29 protein-coding genes and 1 other annotated feature are annotated in these 24,969 nt (G+C 42.6%); of the genes, 1 reads left to right on the top strand and 28 read right to left on the bottom strand.

Features of this window, described 5'->3' with window-relative positions:
- Positions 1-16: 16 nt before the first annotated feature.
- From rpmC to rpsJ, 10 genes are read right to left on the bottom strand one after another with little or no spacing between them, the layout of a single operon-like run.
- The gene (rpmC, locus tag P8610_RS18230) at positions 17-220 is read right to left on the bottom strand and encodes a 50S ribosomal protein L29 (RefSeq protein WP_066237940.1); all 204 of its coding nucleotides are present in this window, start codon (positions 218-220) and stop codon (positions 17-19) included.
- A complete protein-coding gene (gene rplP / locus P8610_RS18225; RefSeq protein ID WP_066237943.1) occupies positions 210-644 on the bottom strand; it encodes a 50S ribosomal protein L16 in 435 nt (144 codons plus the stop codon). The genes rpmC and rplP overlap by 11 nt, the downstream gene beginning before the upstream one ends.
- A 2-nt stretch (positions 645-646) precedes the next feature.
- Complete coding sequence (gene rpsC / locus P8610_RS18220) at positions 647-1,306, bottom strand: 30S ribosomal protein S3 (RefSeq protein WP_066237945.1); 660 nt, start codon at positions 1,304-1,306, stop codon at positions 647-649.
- Positions 1,307-1,309: 3 nt separating this feature from the next.
- Positions 1,310-1,651, bottom strand: a complete 342-nt coding sequence (gene rplV / locus P8610_RS18215; protein WP_066237948.1) for a 50S ribosomal protein L22 — start codon at positions 1,649-1,651, stop codon at positions 1,310-1,312.
- A gap of 19 nt (positions 1,652-1,670) precedes the next feature.
- Complete coding sequence (gene rpsS / locus P8610_RS18210) at positions 1,671-1,949, bottom strand: 30S ribosomal protein S19 (RefSeq protein WP_066237951.1); 279 nt, start codon at positions 1,947-1,949, stop codon at positions 1,671-1,673.
- Positions 1,950-2,006: 57 nt separating this feature from the next.
- On the bottom strand, positions 2,007-2,837 hold the full coding sequence (gene rplB / locus P8610_RS18205; protein ID WP_066390675.1) for a 50S ribosomal protein L2: 831 nt from the start codon (positions 2,835-2,837) through the stop codon (positions 2,007-2,009).
- A 28-nt stretch (positions 2,838-2,865) separates the two neighbouring features.
- A complete protein-coding gene (rplW, locus tag P8610_RS18200; RefSeq protein WP_066390671.1) occupies positions 2,866-3,153 on the bottom strand; it encodes a 50S ribosomal protein L23 in 288 nt (95 codons plus the stop codon).
- The gene (rplD, locus tag P8610_RS18195; protein ID WP_289497522.1) at positions 3,153-3,776 is read right to left on the bottom strand and encodes a 50S ribosomal protein L4; all 624 of its coding nucleotides are present in this window, start codon (positions 3,774-3,776) and stop codon (positions 3,153-3,155) included. Before rplD ends, rplW begins: the two co-directional genes overlap by 1 nt.
- A 17-nt stretch (positions 3,777-3,793) precedes the next feature.
- Complete coding sequence (gene rplC / locus P8610_RS18190) at positions 3,794-4,432, bottom strand: 50S ribosomal protein L3 (protein WP_066237965.1); 639 nt, start codon at positions 4,430-4,432, stop codon at positions 3,794-3,796.
- 49 nt (positions 4,433-4,481) lie between these two features.
- A complete protein-coding gene (gene rpsJ, locus P8610_RS18185) occupies positions 4,482-4,790 on the bottom strand; it encodes a 30S ribosomal protein S10 (RefSeq protein WP_053356198.1) in 309 nt (102 codons plus the stop codon).
- A 628-nt stretch (positions 4,791-5,418) separates the two neighbouring features.
- Here rpsJ and P8610_RS18180 point away from each other — a divergent pair.
- A complete protein-coding gene (locus P8610_RS18180) occupies positions 5,419-5,544 on the top strand; it encodes a hypothetical protein (RefSeq protein ID WP_394605697.1) in 126 nt (41 codons plus the stop codon).
- A 70-nt stretch (positions 5,545-5,614) separates the two neighbouring features.
- Here the strand turns inward: P8610_RS18180 and tuf are convergent, their stop codons facing one another.
- From tuf to rlmB, 18 genes are all read right to left on the bottom strand, one after another.
- Positions 5,615-6,805: an elongation factor Tu gene (gene tuf, locus P8610_RS18175; protein ID WP_066285528.1), complete on the bottom strand. Its 1,191-nt coding sequence runs from the start codon at positions 6,803-6,805 to the stop codon at positions 5,615-5,617.
- 116 nt (positions 6,806-6,921) lie between these two features.
- Positions 6,922-9,000 (bottom strand): elongation factor G, encoded by a 2,079-nt coding sequence (gene fusA, locus P8610_RS18170; protein ID WP_137792246.1) that lies wholly within the window; start codon positions 8,998-9,000, stop codon positions 6,922-6,924.
- A gap of 74 nt (positions 9,001-9,074) precedes the next feature.
- Positions 9,075-9,545 carry a 30S ribosomal protein S7 gene (rpsG, locus tag P8610_RS18165; protein ID WP_066237973.1) on the bottom strand — a complete coding sequence of 157 codons (471 nt, stop codon included), beginning with the start codon at positions 9,543-9,545 and terminating at the stop codon, positions 9,075-9,077.
- Positions 9,546-9,587: 42 nt separating this feature from the next.
- Positions 9,588-10,010 carry a 30S ribosomal protein S12 gene (rpsL, locus tag P8610_RS18160; protein ID WP_066237979.1) on the bottom strand — a complete coding sequence of 141 codons (423 nt, stop codon included), beginning with the start codon at positions 10,008-10,010 and terminating at the stop codon, positions 9,588-9,590.
- Positions 10,011-10,126: 116 nt separating this feature from the next.
- Positions 10,127-10,375 (bottom strand): 50S ribosomal protein L7ae-like protein, encoded by a 249-nt coding sequence (locus P8610_RS18155; protein ID WP_066237983.1) that lies wholly within the window; start codon positions 10,373-10,375, stop codon positions 10,127-10,129.
- An 85-nt stretch (positions 10,376-10,460) separates the two neighbouring features.
- Positions 10,461-14,084 (bottom strand): DNA-directed RNA polymerase subunit beta', encoded by a 3,624-nt coding sequence (gene rpoC, locus P8610_RS18150; protein ID WP_394605696.1) that lies wholly within the window; start codon positions 14,082-14,084, stop codon positions 10,461-10,463.
- A gap of 29 nt (positions 14,085-14,113) precedes the next feature.
- Positions 14,114-17,656 carry a DNA-directed RNA polymerase subunit beta gene (gene rpoB, locus P8610_RS18145; RefSeq protein ID WP_289497527.1) on the bottom strand — a complete coding sequence of 1,181 codons (3,543 nt, stop codon included), beginning with the start codon at positions 17,654-17,656 and terminating at the stop codon, positions 14,114-14,116.
- Between the two features lie 292 nt (positions 17,657-17,948).
- On the bottom strand, positions 17,949-18,551 hold the full coding sequence (locus P8610_RS18140) for a class I SAM-dependent methyltransferase (RefSeq protein WP_394605695.1): 603 nt from the start codon (positions 18,549-18,551) through the stop codon (positions 17,949-17,951).
- Between the two features lie 396 nt (positions 18,552-18,947).
- Positions 18,948-19,313 (bottom strand): 50S ribosomal protein L7/L12, encoded by a 366-nt coding sequence (rplL, locus tag P8610_RS18135; RefSeq protein WP_289497530.1) that lies wholly within the window; start codon positions 19,311-19,313, stop codon positions 18,948-18,950.
- 50 nt (positions 19,314-19,363) lie between these two features.
- Complete coding sequence (rplJ, locus tag P8610_RS18130; protein WP_066285506.1) at positions 19,364-19,861, bottom strand: 50S ribosomal protein L10; 498 nt, start codon at positions 19,859-19,861, stop codon at positions 19,364-19,366.
- Positions 19,862-19,900: 39 nt separating this feature from the next.
- Positions 19,901-20,052, bottom strand: a sequence feature (ribosomal protein L10 leader region).
- 45 nt (positions 20,053-20,097) lie between these two features.
- The gene (gene rplA, locus P8610_RS18125; RefSeq protein WP_066390636.1) at positions 20,098-20,799 is read right to left on the bottom strand and encodes a 50S ribosomal protein L1; all 702 of its coding nucleotides are present in this window, start codon (positions 20,797-20,799) and stop codon (positions 20,098-20,100) included.
- 158 nt (positions 20,800-20,957) lie between these two features.
- Positions 20,958-21,383, bottom strand: a complete 426-nt coding sequence (gene rplK / locus P8610_RS18120) for a 50S ribosomal protein L11 (protein ID WP_066285502.1) — start codon at positions 21,381-21,383, stop codon at positions 20,958-20,960.
- Positions 21,384-21,540: 157 nt separating this feature from the next.
- Positions 21,541-22,074, bottom strand: coding sequence for a transcription termination/antitermination protein NusG (nusG, locus tag P8610_RS18115; protein ID WP_066238007.1), 534 nt, complete (start codon positions 22,072-22,074; stop codon positions 21,541-21,543).
- 75 nt (positions 22,075-22,149) lie between these two features.
- Entirely contained in the window at positions 22,150-22,356 is a 207-nt protein-coding gene (secE, locus tag P8610_RS18110; protein ID WP_289497531.1) for a preprotein translocase subunit SecE, read from the bottom strand.
- A 58-nt stretch (positions 22,357-22,414) separates the two neighbouring features.
- Entirely contained in the window at positions 22,415-22,564 is a 150-nt protein-coding gene (rpmG, locus tag P8610_RS18105; RefSeq protein ID WP_077365486.1) for a 50S ribosomal protein L33, read from the bottom strand.
- 383 nt (positions 22,565-22,947) lie between these two features.
- Positions 22,948-23,598 carry an RNA polymerase sporulation sigma factor SigH gene (gene sigH / locus P8610_RS18100; protein ID WP_066238011.1) on the bottom strand — a complete coding sequence of 217 codons (651 nt, stop codon included), beginning with the start codon at positions 23,596-23,598 and terminating at the stop codon, positions 22,948-22,950.
- A 79-nt stretch (positions 23,599-23,677) separates the two neighbouring features.
- Positions 23,678-24,196: an NYN domain-containing protein gene (locus P8610_RS18095; RefSeq protein ID WP_289497532.1), complete on the bottom strand. Its 519-nt coding sequence runs from the start codon at positions 24,194-24,196 to the stop codon at positions 23,678-23,680.
- Positions 24,193-24,966, bottom strand: coding sequence for a 23S rRNA (guanosine(2251)-2'-O)-methyltransferase RlmB (rlmB, locus tag P8610_RS18090; RefSeq protein WP_394605694.1), 774 nt, complete (start codon positions 24,964-24,966; stop codon positions 24,193-24,195). Before rlmB ends, P8610_RS18095 begins: the two co-directional genes overlap by 4 nt.
- Between the last annotated feature and the right edge of the window lie 3 nt (positions 24,967-24,969).

The raw sequence follows: 24,969 nt of genomic DNA, 5'->3' as shown, positions 1-24,969 counted from the left end.
AACCTCCTCTCAAGATTTAACCGTTAGTAATCCCAAGCTCTCTTTCGCGTAAAACCGTTTTTGCACGGGCAATTGCTTTACGAACTTCACGAATGCGGGCCGGGTTTTCAAGTTGACCTGTCGCTAGTTGGAAACGAAGGTTAAAAAGCTCTTCTTTAAGTGCTTTTGCTTTTTGTTCAACTTCTGCAGTGGTCAGGTTACGAATATCATTAGCCTTCATTTGTGTCACCACCCACTTCTTCGCGTTTAACAAACTTACATTTTACAGGAAGTTTGTGTGCTGCAAGACGCAACGCTTCGCGTGCCACTTCTTCAGAGACACCTGCGATTTCAAACATAACTTTTCCTGGCTTAACTACTGCTACCCATCCTTCAGGAGCACCTTTACCAGATCCCATTCGGACTTCTAGAGGCTTTGCAGTGTAAGGCTTTGACGGGAAAATTTTGATCCATACTTTACCGCCACGCTTCATATAACGAGTCATCGCAATACGAGCTGCTTCGATCTGACGGTTAGTAATCCAGCTAGCTTCAAGAGCTTGCAAACCGAATTCTCCGAAATGAACTTCAGTACCGCCTTTTGCGTTCCCACGCATTTTACCGCGGTGTTCACGACGATATTTAACACGTTTTGGCAATAACATAATTATTTGCCTCCTTCCTCTTTTTTCGTTCCTCTTGTTGGAAGGACCTCACCACGATAAATCCAGATTTTAACTCCAAGCTTACCGTAAGTTGTGTCTGCTTCAGCAGTACCGTAATCGATGTCTGCACGAAGTGTGTGAAGAGGAACTGTACCTTCACTATAATGTTCAGCACGAGCGATATCAGCTCCGCCAAGACGGCCTGACACTTGTGTTTTGATACCTTTCGCACCCATACGCATTGCACGTTGGATCGCCTGCTTCATAGCACGACGGAAAGATACACGGTTTTCAAGTTGACGAGCGATGTTTTCAGCAACTAGCTTAGCATCAACGTCAGCTTGCTTGATTTCAAAGATGTTTACATGAACTCGCTTGCCAGTGATGTCGTTAAGGGCTTTACGAAGTGCTTCAACTTCAGATCCACCTTTACCGATTACCATTCCTGGTTTAGCAGTTTTGATTGTGATATTAACACGGTTAGCTGCACGTTCGATTTCAACACCGGATACAGCCGCGTCTTTTAAACGCTTTTCAATATATGAACGGATCTTAAGGTCTTCATGTAAAAGATTAGCGTAATCCTTTTCAGCGTACCATTTTGAATCCCAGTCACGGATGACGCCAATACGTAGACCTATTGGATTTACTTTTTGACCCACGTCTTAACCCTCCTTCTTTTCAGAAACAACGATTGTGATGTGGCTAGTACGTTTGTTGATGCGGCTTGCGCGACCCATCGCACGAGGACGGAAACGCTTAAGAGTAATACCTTCATCAACGAACGCTTGCTTAATCACTAAGTTGTTCGGTTCCATTTCATAGTTGTGTTCTGCGTTTGCGATAGCAGACTTAAGCACCTTTTCAATTACAGGAGAAGCTGCTTTAGGCGTCAAACGTAGAATCGCAAGTGCTTCACCTACTTGCTTACCTCGAATCAAGTCGATTACGATGCGAGCTTTACGAGGAGCAATACGCACTTGTTTAGCAATTGCTTTTGCTTCCATTTTGTGTACCTCCCCTCAATTAACGTCTTGTTTTCTTATCATCGGCTGCGTGACCTTTGTAAGTACGCGTTGGAGCGAATTCACCCAACTTGTGACCGACCATATCTTCTGTACAATATACCGGCACATGCTTACGACCATCATAAACAGCGATTGTGTGACCGATGAAGTCAGGGAAAATCGTAGAACGACGAGACCAAGTTTTAACTACTTTCTTGTCGTTAGATTCATTAAGTGCCTCGACCTTTTTCATCAAGTGGTCATCTACAAAAGGCCCTTTTTTCAAACTGCGACCCATTCGAGAACCTCCCTTTGTGTTTGCGCTACGGCTCGATTGAACCGTAGGACAATCACATTATTTTTTGCGACGACGTACAATGTACTTGTCAGTTTGGCTATTTTTCTTACGAGTTTTATATCCAAGAGTTGGTTTACCCCATGGAGACATTGGTGATTTACGTCCGATTGGAGCGCGTCCTTCACCACCACCGTGTGGGTGATCGTTAGGGTTCATTACAGAACCACGAACTGTTGGGCGGATACCCTTCCAGCGAGAACGACCAGCTTTACCAACGTTCACAAGTTCGTGCTCTAAGTTACCAACTTGACCGATTGTTGCACGGCAAGTAAGAAGGATCATACGAACTTCACCAGAACCAAGACGAACTAGCGCATACTTTTCTTCTTTACCAAGAAGTTGAGCTTCAGCACCAGCTGAACGAGCTAATTGTCCACCTTTACCAGGCTTAAGTTCGATGTTGTGAATTGTAGAACCTACAGGAATGTTAGCTAATGGAAGTGAGTTACCTACTTTAATATCAGCTTCAGTTCCTGACATGATTTCTTGTCCTACTTTGATTCCTTTAGGAGCAAGGATGTAACGCTTCTCACCATCTGCATAGTGGATAAGAGCGATGTTTGCTGTACGGTTTGGATCGTACTCGATTGTAGCAACGCGACCTGGTATTCCATCTTTGTTACGTTTGAAATCGATGATACGATACTTACGCTTGTGTCCACCACCTTGGTGACGAACTGTTAGTTTACCTTGGTTGTTACGCCCAGCTTTTTTGCTAAGAGGAGCAAGCAAGGATTTTTCTGGTTGGTCAGTTGTAATTTCAGCAAAATCAAGCTGAGACATGTTACGACGACCGTTAGTTGTCGGTTTAAACTTTTTGATACCCATTGTAATTTCCCTCCTTTACGAGTTCTTTTTAAACTCCTTCAAAAAAGTCGAGTTCTTTGCTTTCTGGAGTTAATGTAACTACTGCTTTTTTACGCTTAGAAGTGTAACCAGTATGACGGCCTACACGCTTAAACTTACCTTTGTAGTTAGCAGTGTTAACAGATTGAATTTTTACGCCAAAGATTTCTTCTAGTGCACCTTTGATTTGAGTCTTAGTAGCACGAGGGTTTACTTCGAACGTGTATTTTTTGTCAGCCATTATTTCAGTAGAACGCTCTGTAATAACGGGGCGCTTAATCACATCACGAGCTTCCATTATGCGAGCACCTCCCCTACTTTTTCCACAGCGTCTTTAGTCATAAGAAGCTTGTCGTGGTTTAACACGTCAAGAACACTAACGCCGTTAGCTGTAACAACTGTTACGCCAGGGATGTTACGTGCAGACAATGCAACAGCGTCATTGTAATCAGCAGTTACAACTAATGCTTTACGATCTGCGGATAGATTTGCAAGAACTTGCTTCATTTCCTTTGTTTTAGGAGCTTCGAATGCAAGTGCTTCTAAAACGATCAAGTCGTTATCTAGAACCTTTGAAGATAGCGCTGATTTAATAGCTAAGCGACGAACCTTCTTAGGTAATTTGTAAGAATAGCTTCTTGGTGTTGGTCCGAAAACCACTCCACCGCCAACCCATTGTGGAGAACGGATAGATCCTTGACGAGCACGTCCAGTACCTTTCTGTTTCCAAGGCTTGCGTCCACCACCAGCAACTTCAGAACGGTTCTTTACATCATGCGTTCCTTGGCGCTGTGATGCTTGCTGCATAATAACAGCGTCGAAAAGCACGCTTTTATTTGGTTCAATACCGAATACGGATTCGTTTAATTCGATATCGCCAGCTTGAGTACCATCTTGTTTAAATAATGCTACTTTTGGCATCAGATTGTCCTCCTTCCTTATTTAGCATCCTTTGCTTTAACAGCAGAGTTAATTGTAACGTAGCTCTTTTTCGCTCCAGGTACGTTACCTTTGATTAGTAGAAGATTACGTTCTGCATCAACCCTAACAACTTCAAGGTTTTGTACAGTTACTGTATCTCCGCCAGTACGTCCAGGTAATGCTTTCCCTTTGAAAACACGGTTAGGGTCAACAGCACCCATTGAACCAGGACGACGGTGGTAACGGGAACCGTGGCTCATTGGCCCGCGTGATTGCCCGTGACGTTTGATAACACCTTGGAATCCTTTTCCTTTAGATGTACCAGTAACGTCTACAGCGTCACCTTCTGCAAAAATGTCAGCTTTGACTTCCTGACCAACTTCGTATCCCGCAACATCAACATTACGGAATTCTTTAACGTAGCGCTTAGGGCTCGTGCTAGCTTTTGCAGCATGTCCTGCTTGCGGCTTGTTAGTACGAGAGTCTTTTTTATCATCAAATCCAAGTTGGATAGCTTCGTAGCCATCATTCTCAACGGATTTCTTTTGAAGAACAACGTTAGGAGTTACTTCTACTACAGTAACTGGAATTAAATCTCCGTTTTCTGCGAAAACTTGAGTCATACCAATTTTTCTACCTAAGATTCCTTTGGTCATTCGTCACACCTCCTATTAATAAGTAAAATATTTATTAGCAAACGTGAAATTATAGTTTAATTTCGATGTCTACACCAGACGGTAGATCCAAACGCATTAACGAATCAACTGTTTGTGGTGTTGGCTCGATAATATCGATCAAGCGCTTATGAGTACGCATTTCGAACTGCTCACGAGAGTCCTTGTACTTATGAACCGCACGAAGGATCGTGTAGATCGCTTTCTCAGTAGGTAGTGGGATAGGACCAGATACCTTTGCTCCTGAACGCTTAGCAGTTTCTACGATTTTTTCAGCTGATTGATCAAGAATTCTGTGATCATACGCCTTTAAACGGATACGAATCTTTTGCTTTGCCATTTTTTTCCCTCCTTTATTCGCCTATTTTGATAAACAGACATTGCTCCGCGGAAATTCAACCTGATGTCACCAGCCATGGCAAAGGGGCCTAGTGTGTCAGCAACCTTCCGGATCATCGCAGTGAATGACCAACATTACTTATTATAGAGAAAAGCAACGCCTAATGCAAGTTTTATTTGCATTTATTTATCGCTAATCGCACTTTTTCTATTATAGAGACTTTATCCCGTGATTTCAACTTCCTTTTTCTTCTTTTGCACATTTCTTTAATACACTTGAATGTGTTTCTTCTATATATAGAAGATATTCTATTGGCGGTGGCGATCTTAGATTGTTTCCGCTCGAAGTGGCGGCGAATGAATTTGATTTATAACACGCGGATTTGTGGTGTACACTCGCAGGATCATGCTCCATATTTCAAGAATTACGGTTTGATATACCGTTCCGTGCAGCTATTTCCTTTAAAACTGATCCTAAATCACTTTTACCTCAACTTTTTTAGAGCAAACTTTCAAGTATTATTAAGGGCCCTTTTCTAAAAGATTGTTGCTATGTGTTTTTTCTATTCTCATCATTTGCAAGTTGATTGAAGTGCAAGGTTGCCGACTCCTACGGGACGAGCGGTCAGGTGGAGACTCCTAATGGCGCAAAGCGGCAGGAGGCTCACCGCACGCCCCGTGGAAAGCGAGCAACCTGGAACGGAAATCAACTACTTCCAAAAGCAACAAAGTTTTACGAAAACATCCTTTATTAAAATGAATGCGAATATATACAAAAAAAACACCCTCCAAAAGGAGAGTGTTTTTTATAAAAGAGTAATGAGATTACTCAGTGATTGTTGCAACTACGCCTGCACCAACTGTACGTCCACCTTCACGAATAGAGAACTTAGTTCCTTCTTCGATAGCGATTGGAGCGATTAGTTCTACAGTCATCTCAACGTTATCTCCAGGCATAACCATTTCTACGCCTTCAGGAAGTTGGATGATACCAGTTACGTCAGTTGTACGGAAGTAGAACTGAGGACGGTAGTTAGAGAAGAATGGAGTGTGACGTCCACCCTCTTCTTTTGAAAGAACGTATACTTCTGATTTGAACTTAGTGTGAGCTTTAACAGTACCTGGCTTAGCAAGAACTTGTCCACGCTCAACATCGTCACGGGAAACCCCACGAAGAAGTGCACCAATGTTGTCACCAGCTTCAGCATAGTCAAGAAGCTTACGGAACATTTCAACACCTGTTACAGTTGTTGATTTTGGCTCTTCAGTAAGACCAAGGATCTCAACTACGTCACCAACTTTTACTACTCCACGCTCAACACGTCCAGTAGCAACTGTACCACGACCAGTGATTGAGAATACATCCTCAACTGGCATCATGAATGGCTTTTCAGTGTCACGAGGAGGTGTTGGGATATAAGAATCTACAGCATCCATTAGCTCATAGATTTTAGCTTCCCAATCAGCGTCTCCTTCAAGAGCTTTAAGAGCAGAACCTTTGATTACAGGAATGTCGTCTCCTGGGAAGTCATACTCAGAAAGAAGGTCACGAACTTCCATTTCAACTAGCTCAAGAAGTTCTTCGTCGTCTACCATGTCACACTTGTTCATGAATACAACAAGGTAAGGTACACCTACTTGACGAGAAAGAAGGATGTGCTCACGAGTTTGTGGCATTGGGCCGTCAGCAGCAGATACTACTAGGATCCCACCATCCATTTGTGCTGCACCAGTGATCATGTTCTTAACATAGTCAGCATGTCCTGGGCAGTCTACGTGTGCATAGTGACGAGAATCAGTTTCATACTCAACGTGTGCAGTTGAGATTGTGATTCCACGTTCGCGCTCTTCTGGAGCACCATCGATTTGGTCATAAGCCATTGCTACACCCTTACCGTTTTTCTTTGCAAGAACAGTAGTGATAGCAGCTGTTAAAGTTGTTTTACCATGGTCAACGTGACCAATAGTACCAATGTTAGCATGCGTTTTGGAACGATCAAATTTCTCTTTACCCATGAGAAAGATTCCTCCTTAAATATGGTTACATATAGTAGATTTTTTTATTTAAAACAGACAGGTTATACTGCCCATTTTAGATTACATGAAAATGTTGTTTCTTACAACCGAAGCGATTAAGCTCCAGTTGCTTTTTTGATGATTTCTTCAGAAATCGACTTAGGTACTTCTTCGTAGTGATCGAAGTGCATTGAGTAAGTACCGCGGCCTTGTGTACGAGAACGCAAGCTAGTTGCGTAACCGAACATTTCTGCAAGTGGAACCATCGCTTTAACGATTTGTGCATTACCACGAGCTTCCATACCTTCAACACGTCCACGACGAGAAGTTACGTCACCCATGATATCACCCATGTACTCTTCAGGAACCGTTACTTCAACTTTCATAATCGGCTCTAAGATTGCAGGGTCACACTTTGCTTTTGCGTTCTTAAGTGCCATTGAACCGGCAATCTTAAACGCCATTTCGTTGGAGTCAACATCATGGTAAGATCCATCAACGATACGAGCTTTTAGGTCAAGTAATGGGAAACCAGCAAGCATTCCGTTTTTCATTGATTCTTCAATACCAGCTTGAACTGCAGGGATGTATTCACGAGGAACTGCCCCACCAACGATTTTGTTTTCAAATACGAATCCAGATCCTTCTTCACCTGGCTCGAATTCAACCCAAACGTGACCGTATTGTCCACGACCACCAGACTGACGAACGAATTTACCTTCAACTTTAGCAGCTTGGCGAATCGTTTCACGGTAAGCAACCTGAGGAGCACCCACGTTAGCTTCTACCTTGAATTCACGGCGCATACGGTCAACTAGGATATCAAGGTGAAGCTCACCCATACCTGCGATGATCGTTTGTCCAGTTTCTTCGTTTGTTTCAGTACGGAATGTTGGATCTTCTTCAGCAAGCTTAGCAAGCGCCATACCCATCTTGTCTTGGTCTGCTTTAGACTTCGGCTCGATAGATAGTGAGATAACTGGCTCTGGGAATACCATGGATTCTAAGATAACAAGGTTCTTTTCATCACATAGTGTATCACCAGTTGTAGTATCTTTAAGACCTACAGCAGCTGCGATATCTCCAGCGTATACGATTGAGATCTCTTCACGGGAGTTTGCGTGCATTTGAAGGATACGTCCAACACGCTCGCGCTTTCCTTTTGTAGAGTTCTGTACGTATGATCCAGAGTTTAATGTACCTGAGTACACACGGAAGAATGTTAACTTACCAACATAAGGGTCAGTCATAACTTTAAATGCAAGTGCAGAGAATGGTGCTTCGTCACTTGATTCACGAGTTACTTCTTCTTCAGAGTCAGGAAGTACACCTTTAATAGCTGGTACATCAACCGGCGATGGAAGGTAATCAAGAACAGCGTCAAGCATAAGCTGAACACCTTTGTTCTTAAATGCCGAACCACACATTACTGGGTAGAACTCAACGTTACAAGTTCCTTGACGGATACCTGCTTTAAGCTCTTCCTTCGTAATTTCTTCGCCTTCTAAGTACTTCATCATCATTTCTTCGTCTAGCTCAGCTACCGCTTCAATTAACTTGTTACGGTATTCTTCAGCCAACGGCATGTGCTCTTCAGGAATTTCACGAACTTCGATATCAGTACCGAGGTCGTTTCCGTAGAATACAGCGTTCATTTCAACTAAGTCGATGATAGCTTCGAATTGGTCTTCAGCACCGATCGGTAATTGGATCGGGTGAGCATTTGCACCAAGACGATCATGGATAGTTTTTACGGAATATAAGAAATCCGCACCAATCTTGTCCATTTTGTTTACGAATACTACACGAGGTACTCCGTAAGTTGTAGCCTGACGCCATACTGTTTCTGTTTGTGGTTCTACACCTGATTGAGCATCAAGTAAAGCAACCGCTCCGTCTAATACACGTAATGAACGTTCTACTTCAACTGTAAAGTCTACGTGTCCTGGTGTGTCAATAATGTTGACACGGTGACCTTTCCATTGAGCAGTTGTAGCAGCGGAAGTAATCGTGATTCCACGCTCTTGTTCCTGCTCCATCCAGTCCATTTGTGAAGCTCCTTCATGAGTTTCACCGATTTTGTGGATACGGCCAGTATAGTAAAGTACACGTTCAGTAGTCGTTGTTTTACCAGCATCGATGTGAGCCATGATACCGATATTACGAGTATTTTTTAAGGAGAATTCTCTAGCCATGAATTTCTCTCCTTCCTTATGCAAAGGAATTTTTATAGTGTTGTAGAGACAGTCCGAAAACTGCCTCTAAAATTTTACCAGCGGTAGTGAGCAAACGCTTTGTTTGCTTCTGCCATTTTGTGCATATCTTCGCGCTTCTTAACAGAAGCACCAGTGTTGTTTGCAGCATCCATGATCTCATACGCAAGACGTTCTTCCATTGTCTTTTCTCCGCGTAGACGAGAGTAGTTCGTTAGGTAACGAAGTCCTAAAGTTGTACGACGCTCTGGGCGAACTTCAACTGGTACTTGGTAGTTAGCTCCACCAACACGGCGAGCACGAACTTCAAGAACTGGCATGATATTTTTAAGAGCTTGTTCAAACACTTCCATAGGATCTTGGTTTGTACGTTCTTTAATAAGATCGAACGCATTGTACAAGATTGTTTGAGCTACCCCTCTCTTACCGTCAATCATAATTTTATTGATTAGACGAGTTACAAGCTTAGACTTGTAAATTGGATCAGGTAACACATCACGACGAGCAACAGGTCCTTTACGTGGCATGTGGTCCCCTCCTTTCTGATAGTTGTTTAATTTATTTTAATATTATTTCTTAGCTTCCTTTGGACGCTTCGTTCCATACTTAGAACGACCTTGCATACGGTTAGTAACACCAGCCGTATCAAGAGCACCACGAACGATGTGGTAGCGTACCCCCGGTAAATCTTTTACACGTCCTCCACGGATAAGAACAACACTGTGCTCTTGAAGGTTGTGTCCGATACCAGGAATGTAAGCTGTAACTTCGATTCCGTTTGTTAGACGAACACGGGCATACTTACGAAGCGCCGAGTTCGGCTTCTTAGGAGTCATAGTACCAACACGCGTACAAACTCCACGCTTTTGCGGAGATGAAACGTTAGTTTGGGACTTTTTGAAGCTGTTGTAACCTTTGTTTAACGCAGGAGAGTCAGATTTCTTTGTTTTAGAAACACGACCTTTGCGAACTAATTGGTTAATTGTAGGCATTTTTTATTTCCTCCTCTCTCGTTTTGTAATACCACCGACCCAGGTGGTTCATTTTAGGACAAAAGAAAGTTTTTGCGAGCGGAGCGATCTTACTACTCATCGCAAAAACGTTTATTTTATCCTTTTATCGCAACAGTTGCGGCCCCGACATCTATACCGCATGCTTTTCCAAGCTTTTTCATGGAATCAACCTTTACGATCGGTACGTGCTTCTCTTCAGCAATCTGCAATACTTTGCTCGTTACTCGAAAATCAGCGTCTTCCGCAACGACCAGCTCTTTGACCTCGCCGTTCTGTAAAGCTTTGATTGTTTGCTTAGTACCTACGATAATTTCAGAAGCCTGTGTCACTTTTTCATAAGACATACAAATATCCTCCAAAGCAACATTTCTTTAGGAGCACATCCGTAATCATATCACCGATGCGCTCCAAATGTCAACATTTCATTTATTAATCTTGAGAAACAAGTTCAGTTGGCAGATCTGCCTCTTCCGTGTTCTCTTCTTCAACTACTGGAGAGTTGATTCCGATGTTTCTGTAACGGTTCATACCTGTTCCAGCCGGGATCAGCTTACCAATAATAACGTTTTCCTTAAGTCCGAGAAGCTCGTCACGCTTACCTTTGATAGCAGCGTCAGTAAGAACTCGAGTTGTTTCCTGGAACGATGCAGCAGACAAGAACGATTCTGTTTCAAGAGATGCTTTTGTAATACCAAGAAGCACCGGACGTCCTGTAGCAGGAGTTCCACCTTCAAGAAGTACATTACGGTTAACATCTGTAAATGCATGGATGTCCATAAGTGCTCCTGGAAGTACTTGAGAATCACCAGAGTCGATGATACGCACTTTACGAAGCATTTGGCGAACCATTACTTCAACGTGCTTATCTCCGATTTCTACCCCTTGCATACGGTAAACTTTCTGTACCTCACGCAATAGGTATTCTTGTACGCCTTCAGCACCGCGTACTTTAATTAATTCCTTAGGATCAATTGAACCTTCCGTCAATACTTGACCGGCAGTTACCTTATCTCCTTCAACCGCTTTAATACGGGCACCGAAAGGAATTGTGTAAGATCTAGATTCAATTTCACCTTGAACGACAACTTCACGCTTATCTTTATTGTCATTTACGCCAACAACCGTACCTTCAAGCTCTGAAATAACAGCCTGACCTTTCGGGTTACGCGCTTCAAACAATTCTTGGATACGCGGAAGACCTTGTGTGATATCGTCACCTGCTACCCCACCTGTATGGAAGGTACGCATTGTAAGCTGTGTACCTGGCTCACCGATGGATTGAGCAGCGATAATTCCAACAGCTTCCCCAACTTCAACGTCGGATCCTGTTGCAAGGTTGCGTCCGTAACATTTCTTACAAACACCGTGACGAGTGTCACAAGTAAATACAGAACGGATCGTTACTGCTTTCACGCCTACTTCTTCAATATGAGCGGCCATGTCTTCAGTGATCAGCTGATTAACGTCTGCAAGAATTTCTTTTGTTTCTGGGTGAAATACCTTTTTATATGCAGTACGACCAATTAAGCGCTCATGAAGCGGTTCGATCACTTCGTTGCCTTCTTTAATAGCAGCAACTTCTAAGCCACGGTCAGTTCCACAGTCATCTTCACGGACGATAACGTCTTGAGCAACATCAACCAAACGACGAGTAAGGTAACCAGAGTCAGCTGTTTTAAGGGCTGTATCGGCAAGACCTTTACGCGCTCCGTGAGTAGAGATAAAGTACTCGAGTACTGTTAGACCTTCACGGAAACTTGATTTGATCGGTAACTCGATGATTTTACCAGCCGGGTTGGCCATCAGACCACGCATACCAGCTAGCTGCGTAAAGTTAGACGCGTTACCACGGGCACCGGAGTCACTCATCATGAAGATTGGGTTTCGCTTATCAAGCGTACCCATCAATTTATTTTGGATTTCGTCTTTTGCCAAACTCCAAACATTAATTACACGCTCATAGCGCTCTTCTTCCGTGATTAGACCACGTCTGAATTGCTTTGTAACGTTAACTACTTTTTCTTCCGCAACAGCAAGGATTTCTTGCTTTTCTGGTAATACAACGATATCGGATACACCGATCGTAATACCAGCGCGTGTAGAATATTTGAATCCTAAGTCTTTCATGCGATCTAGCATTTTAGACGTTTCAGTAATCTTAAAGCGTTTGAACACTTCCGCGATAATCTTACCGAGGATTCCTTTCTTGAAAGGAACAATTTCTTCATGCTTCTGAATTTCTTCCTTCACATTAGATGCCGGATCTAAGAAGTACTTTTCAGGTGTCTCCACTTGAAGGTTCGTCGTAGTCGGTTCGTTAATGTACGGGAATGACGGAGGCAGGATTTCGTTGAATAACAACTTACCTACTGTAGTCATCAGAAGTTTAGATTGTTGTTCTTCCGTGAAAGTTTCTTTATTCAAGCTGGATACAGGCACGGCAATACGCGTATGCAAGTGTACATATCCATTTTCATAAGCGATGATCGCTTCATTGATGTCCTTAAATACAGACCCTTCACCAATAGCTCCTGCACGCTCAAGTGTTAAGTAATAGTTCCCTAATACCATATCCTGTGAAGGTGTTACTACCGGCTTACCATCTTTCGGGTTCAAGATGTTTTGGGCAGCAAGCATTAAGATACGAGCCTCTGCTTGAGCTTCAGCTGATAAAGGTACGTGGACCGCCATTTGGTCACCATCAAAGTCAGCGTTATATGCTGTACATACGAGTGGGTGAAGACGGATTGCACGGCCTTCAACAAGCGTTGGTTCGAATGCTTGGATACCAAGTCTGTGAAGTGTAGGTGCACGGTTAAGAAGTACTGGGTGCTCGCGAATAACTTCTTCTAAAACATCCCAAACTTCAGGCTGAACGCGCTCTACTTTGCGTTTTGCACTCTTAATGTTGTGTGCAAGACCTTTTGATACTAATTCTTTCATAACAAACGGTTTAAACAGTTCCAGTGCCATCTCTTTAGGCAGACCACATTGGTACATCTTAAGGTTCGGACCTACAACGATAACCGAACGTCCAGAGTAGTCAACACGTTTACCTAGCAAGTTTTGACGGAAACGTCCTTGTTTCCCTTTCAGCATGTGTGAAAGTGACTTTAACGGACGATTTCCTGGCCCTGTAACCGGACGGCCACGGCGGCCATTATCGATTAATGCATCGACTGCTTCTTGAAGCATACGTTTTTCATTTTGAACGATAATGTTAGGAGCACCTAGGTCTAATAGACGCTTCAAACGGTTGTTACGGTTGATAACACGACGGTATAGGTCGTTAAGGTCAGATGTGGCAAAACGGCCGCCATCAAGCTGTACCATCGGACGCAATTCCGGTGGGATAACCGGAAGTACTTCAAGAATCATCCAATCAGCATGGTTGCCAGAATGACGGAATGCTTCTAGTACTTCTAAACGCTTAATCGCACGTGTACGGCGTTGGCCTTGTGCAGTTTTAAGCTCTTCTTTCAACATCTCAACTTCTTTTTCAGCATCGATGTCTTCTAAAAGACGCTTGATCGCTTCTGCACCCATTTGTGCAGTGAAACCTTTTCCATACTTTTCACGGTATGTGCGGTATTCCTTTTCTGAAAGCAGTTGTTTCTTCTCAAGAGGAGTATCCCCTGTTTCAGTAACAACGTATGAAGCAAAGTAGATTACTTCTTCTAATGCTCTTGGAGACATATCCAAAACAAGACCCATACGGCTTGGGATTCCCTTGAAGTACCAAATGTGTGATACAGGAGCAGCAAGCTCGATGTGACCCATACGGTCACGTCGAACTTTAGCTCTTGTTACTTCAACACCACAACGGTCACAAACCACACCTTTATAACGGACGCGCTTATATTTTCCGCAATGACATTCCCAGTCTTTTGTAGGACCGAAAATTCTTTCACAGAACAAGCCGTCTTTTTCAGGCTTAAGTGTACGGTAGTTGATTGTTTCAGGTTTCTTTACTTCCCCTCTTGACCACGACCGGATTTTGTCCGGTGAAGCAAGACCAATTTTCATATATTCAAAATTATTTACGTCTATCAAGGAGCGTACCTCCCTTTTGATATCCTGTTTTAGTCATTCGAAGTGTAAGACTCAAGATTTAGATTTAATTTCTCGCTTGCCTGATCGTCTTCATCATCAAGCTCTCTCATTTCAATTTCCTTGTCATCTCCTGAACAGATCTTAACGTCCATTCCAAGAGATTGAAGTTCTTTGATCAATACTTTAAATGATTCTGGAACACCTGGTTCAGGAACGTTTTCACCTTTAACGATGGCTTCATACGTTTTCACACGGCCGACAACATCATCGGATTTAACCGTAAGAATTTCCTGTAGTGTGTATGCCGCGCCATATGCTTCAAGCGCCCATACTTCCATCTCACCGAAACGCTGACCTCCAAATTGTGCTTTACCACCAAGAGGTTGCTGTGTAACAAGTGAGTAAGGTCCAGTTGAACGAGCATGCAGCTTATCGTCAACCATGTGAGCCAGTTTGATCATATACATGACCCCAACTGATACACGGTTATCAAATGCAGCACCTGTACGTCCATCATAAAGTACCGTTTTACCATCGCGAGCCATTCCAGCTTCTTCGATCGTAGACCAAACATCTTCCTCACGCGCTCCATCGAATACCGGTGTAGCAACATGAATGCCTAGCTGACGTGCAGCCATTCCAAGGTGAAGCTCCAATACCTGACCGATGTTCATACGGGAAGGTACCCCTAGCGGGTTTAACATGATGTCAACTGGCGTTCCATCTGGAAGATAAGGCATATCTTCTTCAGGCATAATTTTAGAAATTACACCTTTGTTTCCGTGACGCCCGGCCATTTTATCTCCTTCGTGAATCTTACGTTTTTGCACGATATATGCACGAACGAGCTGATTCACACCCGGAGGAAGTTCATCGCCATCTTCACGGTTGAACACTTTAACGTCAAGGATGATTCCATCTCCACCATGAGGTACACGCAATGAAGTATCGCGGACTTCACGAGCTTTTTCACCAAAGATCGCATGTAATAAACGCTCTTCAGCTGTTAGTTCCGTTACACCCTTAGGCGTTACTTTACCAACTAAGATATCTCCATCTTTAACTTCCGCACCAACACGGATGATTCCGCGTTCGTCCAGGTTACGTAATGCATCTTCTCCGACGTTAGGAATATCACGAGTGATTTCTTCTGGTCCGAGTTTCGTATCACGTGCTTCTGACTCATATTCTTCAATATGGATCGAAGTGTATACATCATCTTTTACGAGACGTTCGCTCATAATGACAGCATCCTCGTAGTTGTAACCTTCCCAAGTCATGAAGGCAACAAGAACGTTACGACCTAAAGCAAGTTCACCTAGTTCCATTGAAGGTCCATCCGCTAAGATTTCCCCTTTCGTTACTCGGTCACCCGTGCTTACGATCGGACGCTGGTTATAACACGTTCCTTGGTTGGAACGAATAAACTTAAGCATGTTGTAAGTGTCAAGGTCGCCTGAAACTTCCTTGCCATCTACTTCTTTAATGCGGCGCACTTGAACTTGTTTTGCTGTAACACGTTCAACGATTCCTTCGTGCTTACAGATTACTGCAGCTCCGGAGTCTTTTGCAGATACGTGCTCCATTCCTGTACCAACGATCGGGGATTCAGGAACAAGTAAAGGTACAGCCTGACGTTGCATGTTCGCTCCCATTAGGGCACGGTTGGAGTCATCATTTTCCAAGAACGGAATACAAGCTGTCGCAGCAGATACAACCTGTTTAGGCGATACATCCATATAGTCGATGCGTTCGCGTTTTACAACAGTGTTGTCACCACGGAAACGTGCAATTACGTCTTCGTTCATGAACTCTCCGTTTTCACCTAAAATGGAGTTCGCTTGTGCAACTACGTATAAATCTTCTTCATCAGCAGTCAGGTAATCGATACGGCTCGTCACACGACCTGTTTCAGGATCGACCCGACGGTATGGCGTTTCGATAAATCCGTATTGGTTCACTTTCGCATAAGAAGAAAGTGAATTGATCAACCCGATGTTCGGACCCTCTGGTGTCTCAATCGGACACATACGGCCGTAGTGAGAGTAGTGAACGTCACGAACTTCAAAGCCTGCACGTTCACGTGTAAGACCACCTGGCCCTAGTGCAGATAGACGACGTTTATGCGTCAATTCTGCTAACGGGTTCGTTTGATCCATGAACTGTGAAAGCTGTGAGCTGCCGAAGAACTCTTTAATAGAAGCAATAACAGGACGGATATTGATAAGCGCCTGTGGTGTGATCGCATTTGTGTCTTGAATAGACATACGCTCACGAACAACACGCTCCATTCTGGAAAGTCCGATTCTGAATTGGTTTTGAAGAAGTTCACCAACAGAACGTAAACGACGGTTTCCAAGATGGTCAATATCATCTGTAGTTCCTACTTGATGCAATAGGTTGAAGAAGTAGTTAATAGAAGCAATAATGTCTGAAACCGTAATGTTTTTAATTTCTTTGTCAACAAGACCGTTTCCGATAACATTAATGATTCTTTCGCCTTCTTGATCGTCAGGTGCATAGATTTTAATAGATTGAAGAGCGATATCTTGATCTTCTGCCACTCCTCCTGCTGGTGTTACGGTTTTGAAACCTACACCACTTTCAAGAGCAGGGATAATCTTATCCAGCGTTCTGCGGTCAAGCAGCGTACCTTCTTCAGCAATCACTTCACCAGTTTCAGCATCAACAAGTGTTTCAGCTAACTTCTGGTTGAATAGACGATTCTTTATATGAAGCTTTTTATTGATTTTGTAGCGTCCAACGTTAGCCAAGTCATAGCGTTTCGGATCAAAGAACCTAGAATCTAATAAACTTTTGGCATTATCTACTGTTGGAGGCTCTCCCGGACGAAGACGCTCATAGATTTCGAGAAGGGCTTTTTCCGTTCCTTCTGTATTATCTTTATCCAGCGTATTGCGAAGATACTCGTCTTCTCCAAGCAAATCAATGATTTCTTGATCAGACCCAAACCCTAAAGCACGAAGCAATACGGTAATAGGGATTTTTCTTGTGCGGTCGATACGCACATAAACTACGTCCTTAGCATCTGTTTCGAACTCCAGCCAAGCACCGCGGTTTGGAATGACAGTAGCGGTAAAACCTTTTTTACCGTTTTTGTCGATTTTCTCACTATAGTAAACACTTGGTGAACGAACGAGCTGTGATACAATTACACGCTCTGCCCCGTTGATCACAAAGGTTCCCGTATCTGTCATTAACGGGAAATCTCCCATAAATACTTCCTGCTCTTTTACTTCGCCCGTCTCTTTATTGATCAGACGCACTTTCACACGAAGCGGAGCAGCGTAAGTAACATCGCGCTCTTTTGATTCATCTACAGGATACTTCGGCTCACCTAAGTTATAATCAATAAACTCTAAAACGAGGTTCCCTGTAAAATCTTCAATCGGCGAAATGTCTCGGAACATTTCACGTAACCCCTCATCAAGAAACCATTGATAGGAAGCGGTTTGAATTTCAATTAAGTTTGGTAATTCAAGCACTTCGCTAATCCTTGCATAACTTCTTCGTTGGCGGTGGCGTCCAAACTGAACTAGTTGACCTGTCAACTGCTTCACCCCTCAAATCCAGCGTTTTTTTCGTGTATCTTATTTCTATCTAACATTCTAGTAAGAAGGTTAGAAAACAAAAAGAAAAAGGGTTTCATATTTTTAAAACCGCAGTTTTCCTATTTTGATAAAAGCTATTATATAATTTTGTCCAACTTTTTTTGCATTCTATACGTCTAAACATGAGTAAAAAACGTTGATTTATCAACGTTTTTTCGCTTACCACGAAAAATAAGCAGCAAAATGCGAATCCATTGGCATTTTATAATACTAACATACGGAATTTATCAAGTCAAACTTTTATTGCGCGTAAAATATAGTAGCCTTTTTTCTTCGCAACCGTTTCAACTTGGCCGAATAATTGTTCCATTTTATCCAAAGCAGATGGTGCACCTTGTTTCTTTTGAATAACGACCCATAACTCGCCACCAACGCTAAGTTTATGGTACGCTTCTTCAAAAATTTGATGAACGACTGCCTTGCCTGCACGAATCGGCGGATTTGTGATAACAGCAGCGAACTCTTTATCTTCCACTTCAGCAAATAAGTAACTTTTATAGATCTTAACGTTATCGATCTTATTCTTATCTGCGTTCAGCTTAGCAAGTTCAATTGCTCTTTCATTGATATCCACCATTTGAACAACACGATCTTTTTCCGCTCTTGCAAGCGAAAGTCCGATCGGTCCGTATCCGCATCCTACATCTATATAATCACCAGGTGCTTCTGGAGGTACAAAGGACTCTATTAAAACACGGCTGCCAAAATCTACTTCTTTCTTTGAAAAGACACCAGCATCCGTCGTAAAGCGAAACTTTTCGCCGTTTAATAAAAAATCCCACGTCTCTCTTTTACTTTCTGTACCGGGTGTTTCAGAATAATAATGGTTCTTCATCGTTTTAAAACTCTCCTTACCTTCTGATAAAGACAGTATTCCCGTTCCGAAATTCTTTAACGGTCTATCTATAAATTGCTTTTACAATGTCGCCCCTTGAAAAGTAGTTGATTTCCGTTACAGGTGCTCGCTTTCCGCGGAGCAGGCGGTGAGTTATTTAAAAGATAGACATCCAAGAAATTATCCTTGCTCCTGCGTCTACAAGTAAATACTACCGAAGCCAACTTCCTCGTCGCATGCCTTGCGAGAAGCTTCCCAGGTGGTTGGCACGCACCTTGCATTCCAATCAACTTGCATATGATGAGAATAGCAACACCCTTCTAGAAGAAAGTCTTCTAAAAAGATATAACGAAACAAACAAAAAGGTCCGCCATCGGGCGAACCTTTTCTTTTGAATTACTTAACTTCAACAGAAGCTCCAACTTCTTCAAGCTTAGCTTTGATTTCTTCAGCTTCTTCTTTAGATACGCCTTCTTTAACTGGCTTTGGAGCACCGTCAACAAGTTCTTTCGCTTCTTTAAGTCCAAGACCTGTAAGTTCACGAACAACTTTGATAACTTTAATTTTTGAAGCTCCACCGCTTGCAAGAATTACGTCGAATTCAGTTTGCTCAGCAGCAGCGTCTCCACCAGCAGCTCCACCAGCTACAGCTACAGGAGCAGCAGCAGTTACACCAAACTCTTCTTCGATTGCTTTTACTAGGTCGTTAAGCTCTAAAACAGTCATTGTTTTTAAGCTTTCAATGATTTGCTCTTTAGACATTATAATTTCCTCCTTATGGAATGTAAGTTATTATTGGTTGAAGAATGGGCTTACGCACCTTGTTCTTCTTTTTGTTCTGCAACGGCTTTAGTAGCCAACGCAAAGTTGCGGATAGGTGCTTGAAGCACGCTGAGTACCATAGAAAGAAGTCCTTCTCTTGATGGAAGTTCAGCAAGAGCTTTCACTTCTTCTAGAGACGCGATACGTCCTTCGATTACACCCGCTTTGATTTCAAGCGCTTCGTGCTTCTTAGCGAAATCGTTAAGAATCTTAGCAGGAGCTACAACATCTTCATTAGAGAATGCGATCGCTGTAGGACCAGTTAAGTGTTCTGATAAGTTAAGGTCATTCTCTTCAGCCGCGCGGACTACCATTGAGTTTTTGTAAACTTTAAACTCGATGCCAGCATCACGTAAAGACTTACGAAGTTCAGTAACCTCAGAAACAGTAAGACCACGGTAGTCAACAAGGATTGTTGATTGGCTATTTTTGATTTTCTCAGAAATAGTGGATACTAACTGCTTTTTTGTTTCTAAAATGCTGCTCATTATTACACCTCCTGTAAAATGATTGCATCACCGCAGGTTTTGTCCAAAAACAAAGCCTCCATGTCGAGACATGGAGGCGTGAGTATCTAAAGTCATAAGTAAAGAACTAATGAGCTTATCGATGCTTCACCTCGGCAGGAAGATTTAAGCCAGTTGGCTCCTGCTGTCTACGGCATTCATCTGATGCGTTTGTGTTTAACAGTATATAATATAACGGGTCTGAACCCGTTTGTCAACTATCGTTTTACAGCAAATGAAGATGGATTAACTTTGATCCCAGGTCCCATAGTAGAAGAAACAGCTACGTTCTTCATGTAAGTTCCCTTTGCAGCTGCAGGCTTAACTTTCAACAATGTTTCGATGATTGTGTTAAGGTTTTCTGCAAGCTTTTCAGCTTCGAAAGAAACTTTACCGATTGGCACGTGTACGTTACCAGTCTTATCAACACGGTATTCTACTTTACCAGCTTTGATTTCGTTAATCGCTTTTTCAACTTCAAATGTAACTGTTCCAGTTTTAGGGTTAGGCATTAAACCTTTAGGTCCTAGAACACGTCCAAGTTTACCAACTTCAGCCATCATGTCTGGAGTTGCAACGATTACGTCAAACTCGAACCAGCCTTGTTGGATTTTGTTGATGTAGTCAGAATCGCCAACGTGATCTGCTCCAGCAGCTTCAGCTTCTTTTGCTTTTTCACCTTTAGCGAAAACTAATACACGTTGAGTCTTACCAGTTCCGTTTGGAAGCACTACTGCTCCACGAACTTGTTGGTCAGCTTTCTTTGTGTCTACACCTAGACGAACTGCAACTTCTACAGACTCGTCAAACTTTGCAGGAGCAGCCTTTTTTACTAGTTCGATTGCTTCTGCAGCGTCATATGCTTTTGTGCGGTCTACTAATTTAGCCGCTTCTTGGTACTTCTTACCTTTGTTTGCCATTGTATTGTCCTCCTTATGTGGTTTAGCGGATATTCCTCCCACTTATTGCGCTTAACTTAAACGCAATCGAACGCATTGCATGAATAAAGGTTGCGAACCGTTTAAAGGGCAGGATATCAATCCTTTTACTCGCAACCTAATAGACATGACACACGGAATTAGTCTTCGATAACAATTCCCATGCTGCGTGCTGTACCTTCAACCATACGCATTGCAGCTTCTACGCTAGCAGCGTTTAGGTCAGGCATTTTTGATTCTGCGATTTCGCGAACTTTATCACGCTTTACAGTCGCAACTTTTTTCTTGTTTGGCTCACCAGAACCTGACTCGATTCCCGCAGCTTTCTTTAAAAGAACAGCAGCCGGAGGAGTTTTAGTGATGAATGTAAATGAACGGTCTTCGAAAACCGTGATTTCTACCGGAATGATTAAACCAGCTTGATCAGCAGTACGAGCGTTGAATTCTTTACAGAATCCCATGATGTTTACCCCAGCTTGTCCTAGTGCAGGTCCAACTGGCGGTGCCGGGTTTGCTTTACCAGCAGGGATTTGCAATTTCACCATTTTAATAACCTTTTTAGCCACGCGACACACCTCCTTAAGTCCGTGATGTGGTATTAGGGCCTAAACCCTCCCACTCAAAAATACGCTTCCCCTCCTAAAAGAGAAGAAGCAGTTGATTAGTAATATCAAACATAAAAAATTCTATCACCTTTTCGAAGTGATTACAAGTCTTTTTCCATTATAACTTGCTAACTTGGTTAAACTCGAGTTCAACAGGTGTCTCACGGCCAAACATATTGACGTGAACTTTCAGCTTGCGTTTTGTTGCATCGATCTCTTCGATCGTACCTACGAAGTCAGCAAAAGGACCTTCTTTTACTTTTACAGATTCCTTAATTTCGAAATCAACTTCAACACGCGGCGCTTCAATACCCATACCTTTAAGAATATGATCTACTTCCTCAGGCAAAAGTGCCGTTGGCTTTGAGCCCGCTCCAGCAGAACCGACAAATCCAGTTACCCCAGGTGTATTACGTACAACGTACCATGAATCATCTGTCATGATCATTTCCGTTAATACATAACCAGGGAAAACTTTCTTCATGCTTGTTTTTGTCTTGCCGTTCTTTGTTTCGGTCTCTTCTTCTACAGGTACAAGTACACGGAAAATTTTATCTGTCATCCCCATAGATTCCAAACGCTTTTCCAAGTTTGCTTTTACTTTGTTTTCATAACCTGAATAGGTATGAACTACGTACCAATTTTTTTCCATACGATGGGACCCGTGTCCTTTCCCTCCTAAAATGGATATACTCTAGCATTCTATCCAAAAGAAGCTGTATCTAATCTACCCTAAAATAAGCTCAACTAATTGTGAAATACCTAAATCCACAACCCAGAAGAACAAAGCCATAACCACTACAGTTGACAATACAACCCCTGTATAGCGAAATAATTCTTTTCGCGCAGGCCAGCTAACGCGCTTCATTTCCTTGTTTACATCAGAAAGAAACTTTGCTGGTGATTTTTTTGTCTTTTCTGCAACATCCGCCATCTTCATAAACCCCCATGCTTTCATTCATTTAACATTTATAAAAAAAAGCTTACTTCGCTTACTTAGTTTCCTGGTGAATGGTATGAGCATTGCAGTAACTGCAAAACTTTTTAACCTCGACTCGTTCAGGATTGTTTTGTTGGTTCTTCATCGTTGTATAATTTCTTTTTGAGCATTGTTTACAGGCTAAAAAAACTTTTTTTCTCATGCTAAATAAACACCTTTCGTGCGACAAACCCACTCATCCACGTTACAATGTTACTTTTAAAACATTAACATAGGGGTATAAGCTTGTCAATAAAGGGAAAATGGTGGTTTATCTCATCTAAACTTAGTTTTAAATCCATACTAAGACGAAATTTTTCTTAGGGCTTGTCGTTATCTCTCATATTTCTTTGGCTTCTTTGATAAGTTGATTGGAGTGTAAGGTGTGAGACTCTCGGCTAGGACGAGCGGTCAGGTGGAGACACTTAGGAAGCAAAGCGGCAAGTGGCTCACCGTACGCCCCGCGGAAAGCGAAGCACCTGAAACGGAAATCAACATTTTTCAACGACAACACCAAAAGAAAAAGAGCAGGAACAATCCCCGCTCTTAAGATGATATTTCCCTTAGTTCTAAATAACGCTCTAATTTACGTTTCACTCGCTGAAGCGCGTTGTCGATCGACTTCACGTGTCTGTCGAGATCCACTGAGATTTCCTGGTATGATCTTCCGTCTAGGTACAGCATGAGAACTTTTCGTTCCAGGTCACTTAATATTTCTCCCATCTTCACTTCAATATCATCAAATTCTTCTTGGTTGATAATCAGTTCTTCAGGATCAGTGACTTTTGTACCGCAAATAACATCCATCAGTGTACGGTCAGATTCTTCATCATAGATGGGCTTGTCCAACGACACATAAGAATTTAACGGAATGTGCTTTTGTCTGGTTGCCGTTTTGATAGCGGTAATCATTTGCCTCGTAATACATAGTTCGGCAAAAGCTTTAAAGGATGACAGCTTGTCCTCTTTAAAATCACGAATCGCTTTATAAAGCCCGATCATGCCTTCTTGAATAATATCTTCACGGTCTGCACCGATCAAAAAGTATGATCTTGCTTTCGCACGAACAAAATTCTTATACTTGTTAATCAAATATTCAAGTGCTGCGCTGTCCCCCTCATGAACCAGTTCCACAAGGCTTTCATCTTCCATGAGCTCGTAATCGCTTACTGACAGTTCCTTGAGATCTATGTTCACGACAAATCCCCCCACCAGGTTTTTACCGGCAAAATATAGCAATATTATAGCTCATAATTCACAAAAGCGTCAACATTCCTTATTTTTGACCTCTTCTCCATCTTTCAAATATTTCGGCAATTTCGTCTGAAAGAAGGATAGATGATGAGTTTTGTTTTCTTTTCCGCTCGCCAACTGACACATGGATGTGCTTTTCAATCTCATCCATTTCGTTCTTTAATTCTCGGGCGGATTTTCGAAGTGCACCTTTACCAAAGATCTGCCACTGTTCTGTTGAATCCGAGGTTGCTACGTAAATACGCGTATCAATCGATTTTAATTCTCCGACCAGCCGTTCAATCCGTTCATCCGCTGTTTCATTCTCACGTGTGAAGATCACTTCCACACGATGATTTTGGGTCTTTTTCTCTGTGCCGGGAGAAAGGTGGGCATCAAATACAACAATTACTTGATACCCTGTTGTTCCCTGGTACTCTGCCATATATTCGATCAGCATGTCTCTTGCTTTCGCAAAGTCTGATGTTTTTAAGCTCCGAAGTTCGGGCCATGCGCCAATGATGTTGTAGCCATCAACAATCAAATAGTGGCGGGTTTTCATTTTCGCGCTTCTAGCGGATTGCGGTTGCGGTACACTTCATACATCAAAAGGCTGGCAGCAACTGAAGCATTAAGTGAAGTTACTTTACCCTTCATTGGAAGCTGAACAAGGAAATCGCATGTTTCTGAAACGAGTCTTCCCATCCCTTTTCCTTCGCTTCCGATCACAAGACCTAACGGCATGTCCCATTTTGCTTGTCTGTAGTCATCTTTCCCTTTCATATCAGCACCGGCAAACCACATGCCTCGATCTCTTAATTCTTTCATCGTCTGAACGAGATTGGTTACACGAACAACCGGAATGTATTCAATCGCTCCTGTTGAAGCTTTCGCTACTGTTGCCGTTAAACCTACAGAACGTCTTTTCGGAATGATGATGCCATGAGCTCCCACTGCATCGGCTGTACGCATGATCGAACCAAGGTTATGAGGATCTTCCAGCTCGTCCAATAAAATAAAGAACGGCTCTTCCCCGCGCTCTTCAGCAATTTTAAATAAATCATCGATATCCGCATAAGAGTACGCTGCAACACCTGCGATAACACCTTGGTGATTGCCTCCTCCGCTCAATGAATCCAGCTTCTGTTTTGGTACATATTGCACAAGAACGTTTTGCTTTTTAGCCATCGAAACGATCGTGCTTACCGGTCCTTTTTGAGAACCTTCACCTACAAAAATTTTATTAATATCACGGCCGGATCGCAGTACTTCCATAACCGGATTTCGCCCAATGATCAGTTCTTGTTCTTTTTGGTCTTTTGCTTCACTCATCTT

The sequence above is a fragment of the Fictibacillus sp. UD genome, assembly GCF_043558025.1.
GTDB lineage: Bacteria > Bacillota > Bacilli > Bacillales > Fictibacillaceae > Fictibacillus.
This window is presented reverse-complemented; position numbering and strand designations above follow the sequence as displayed.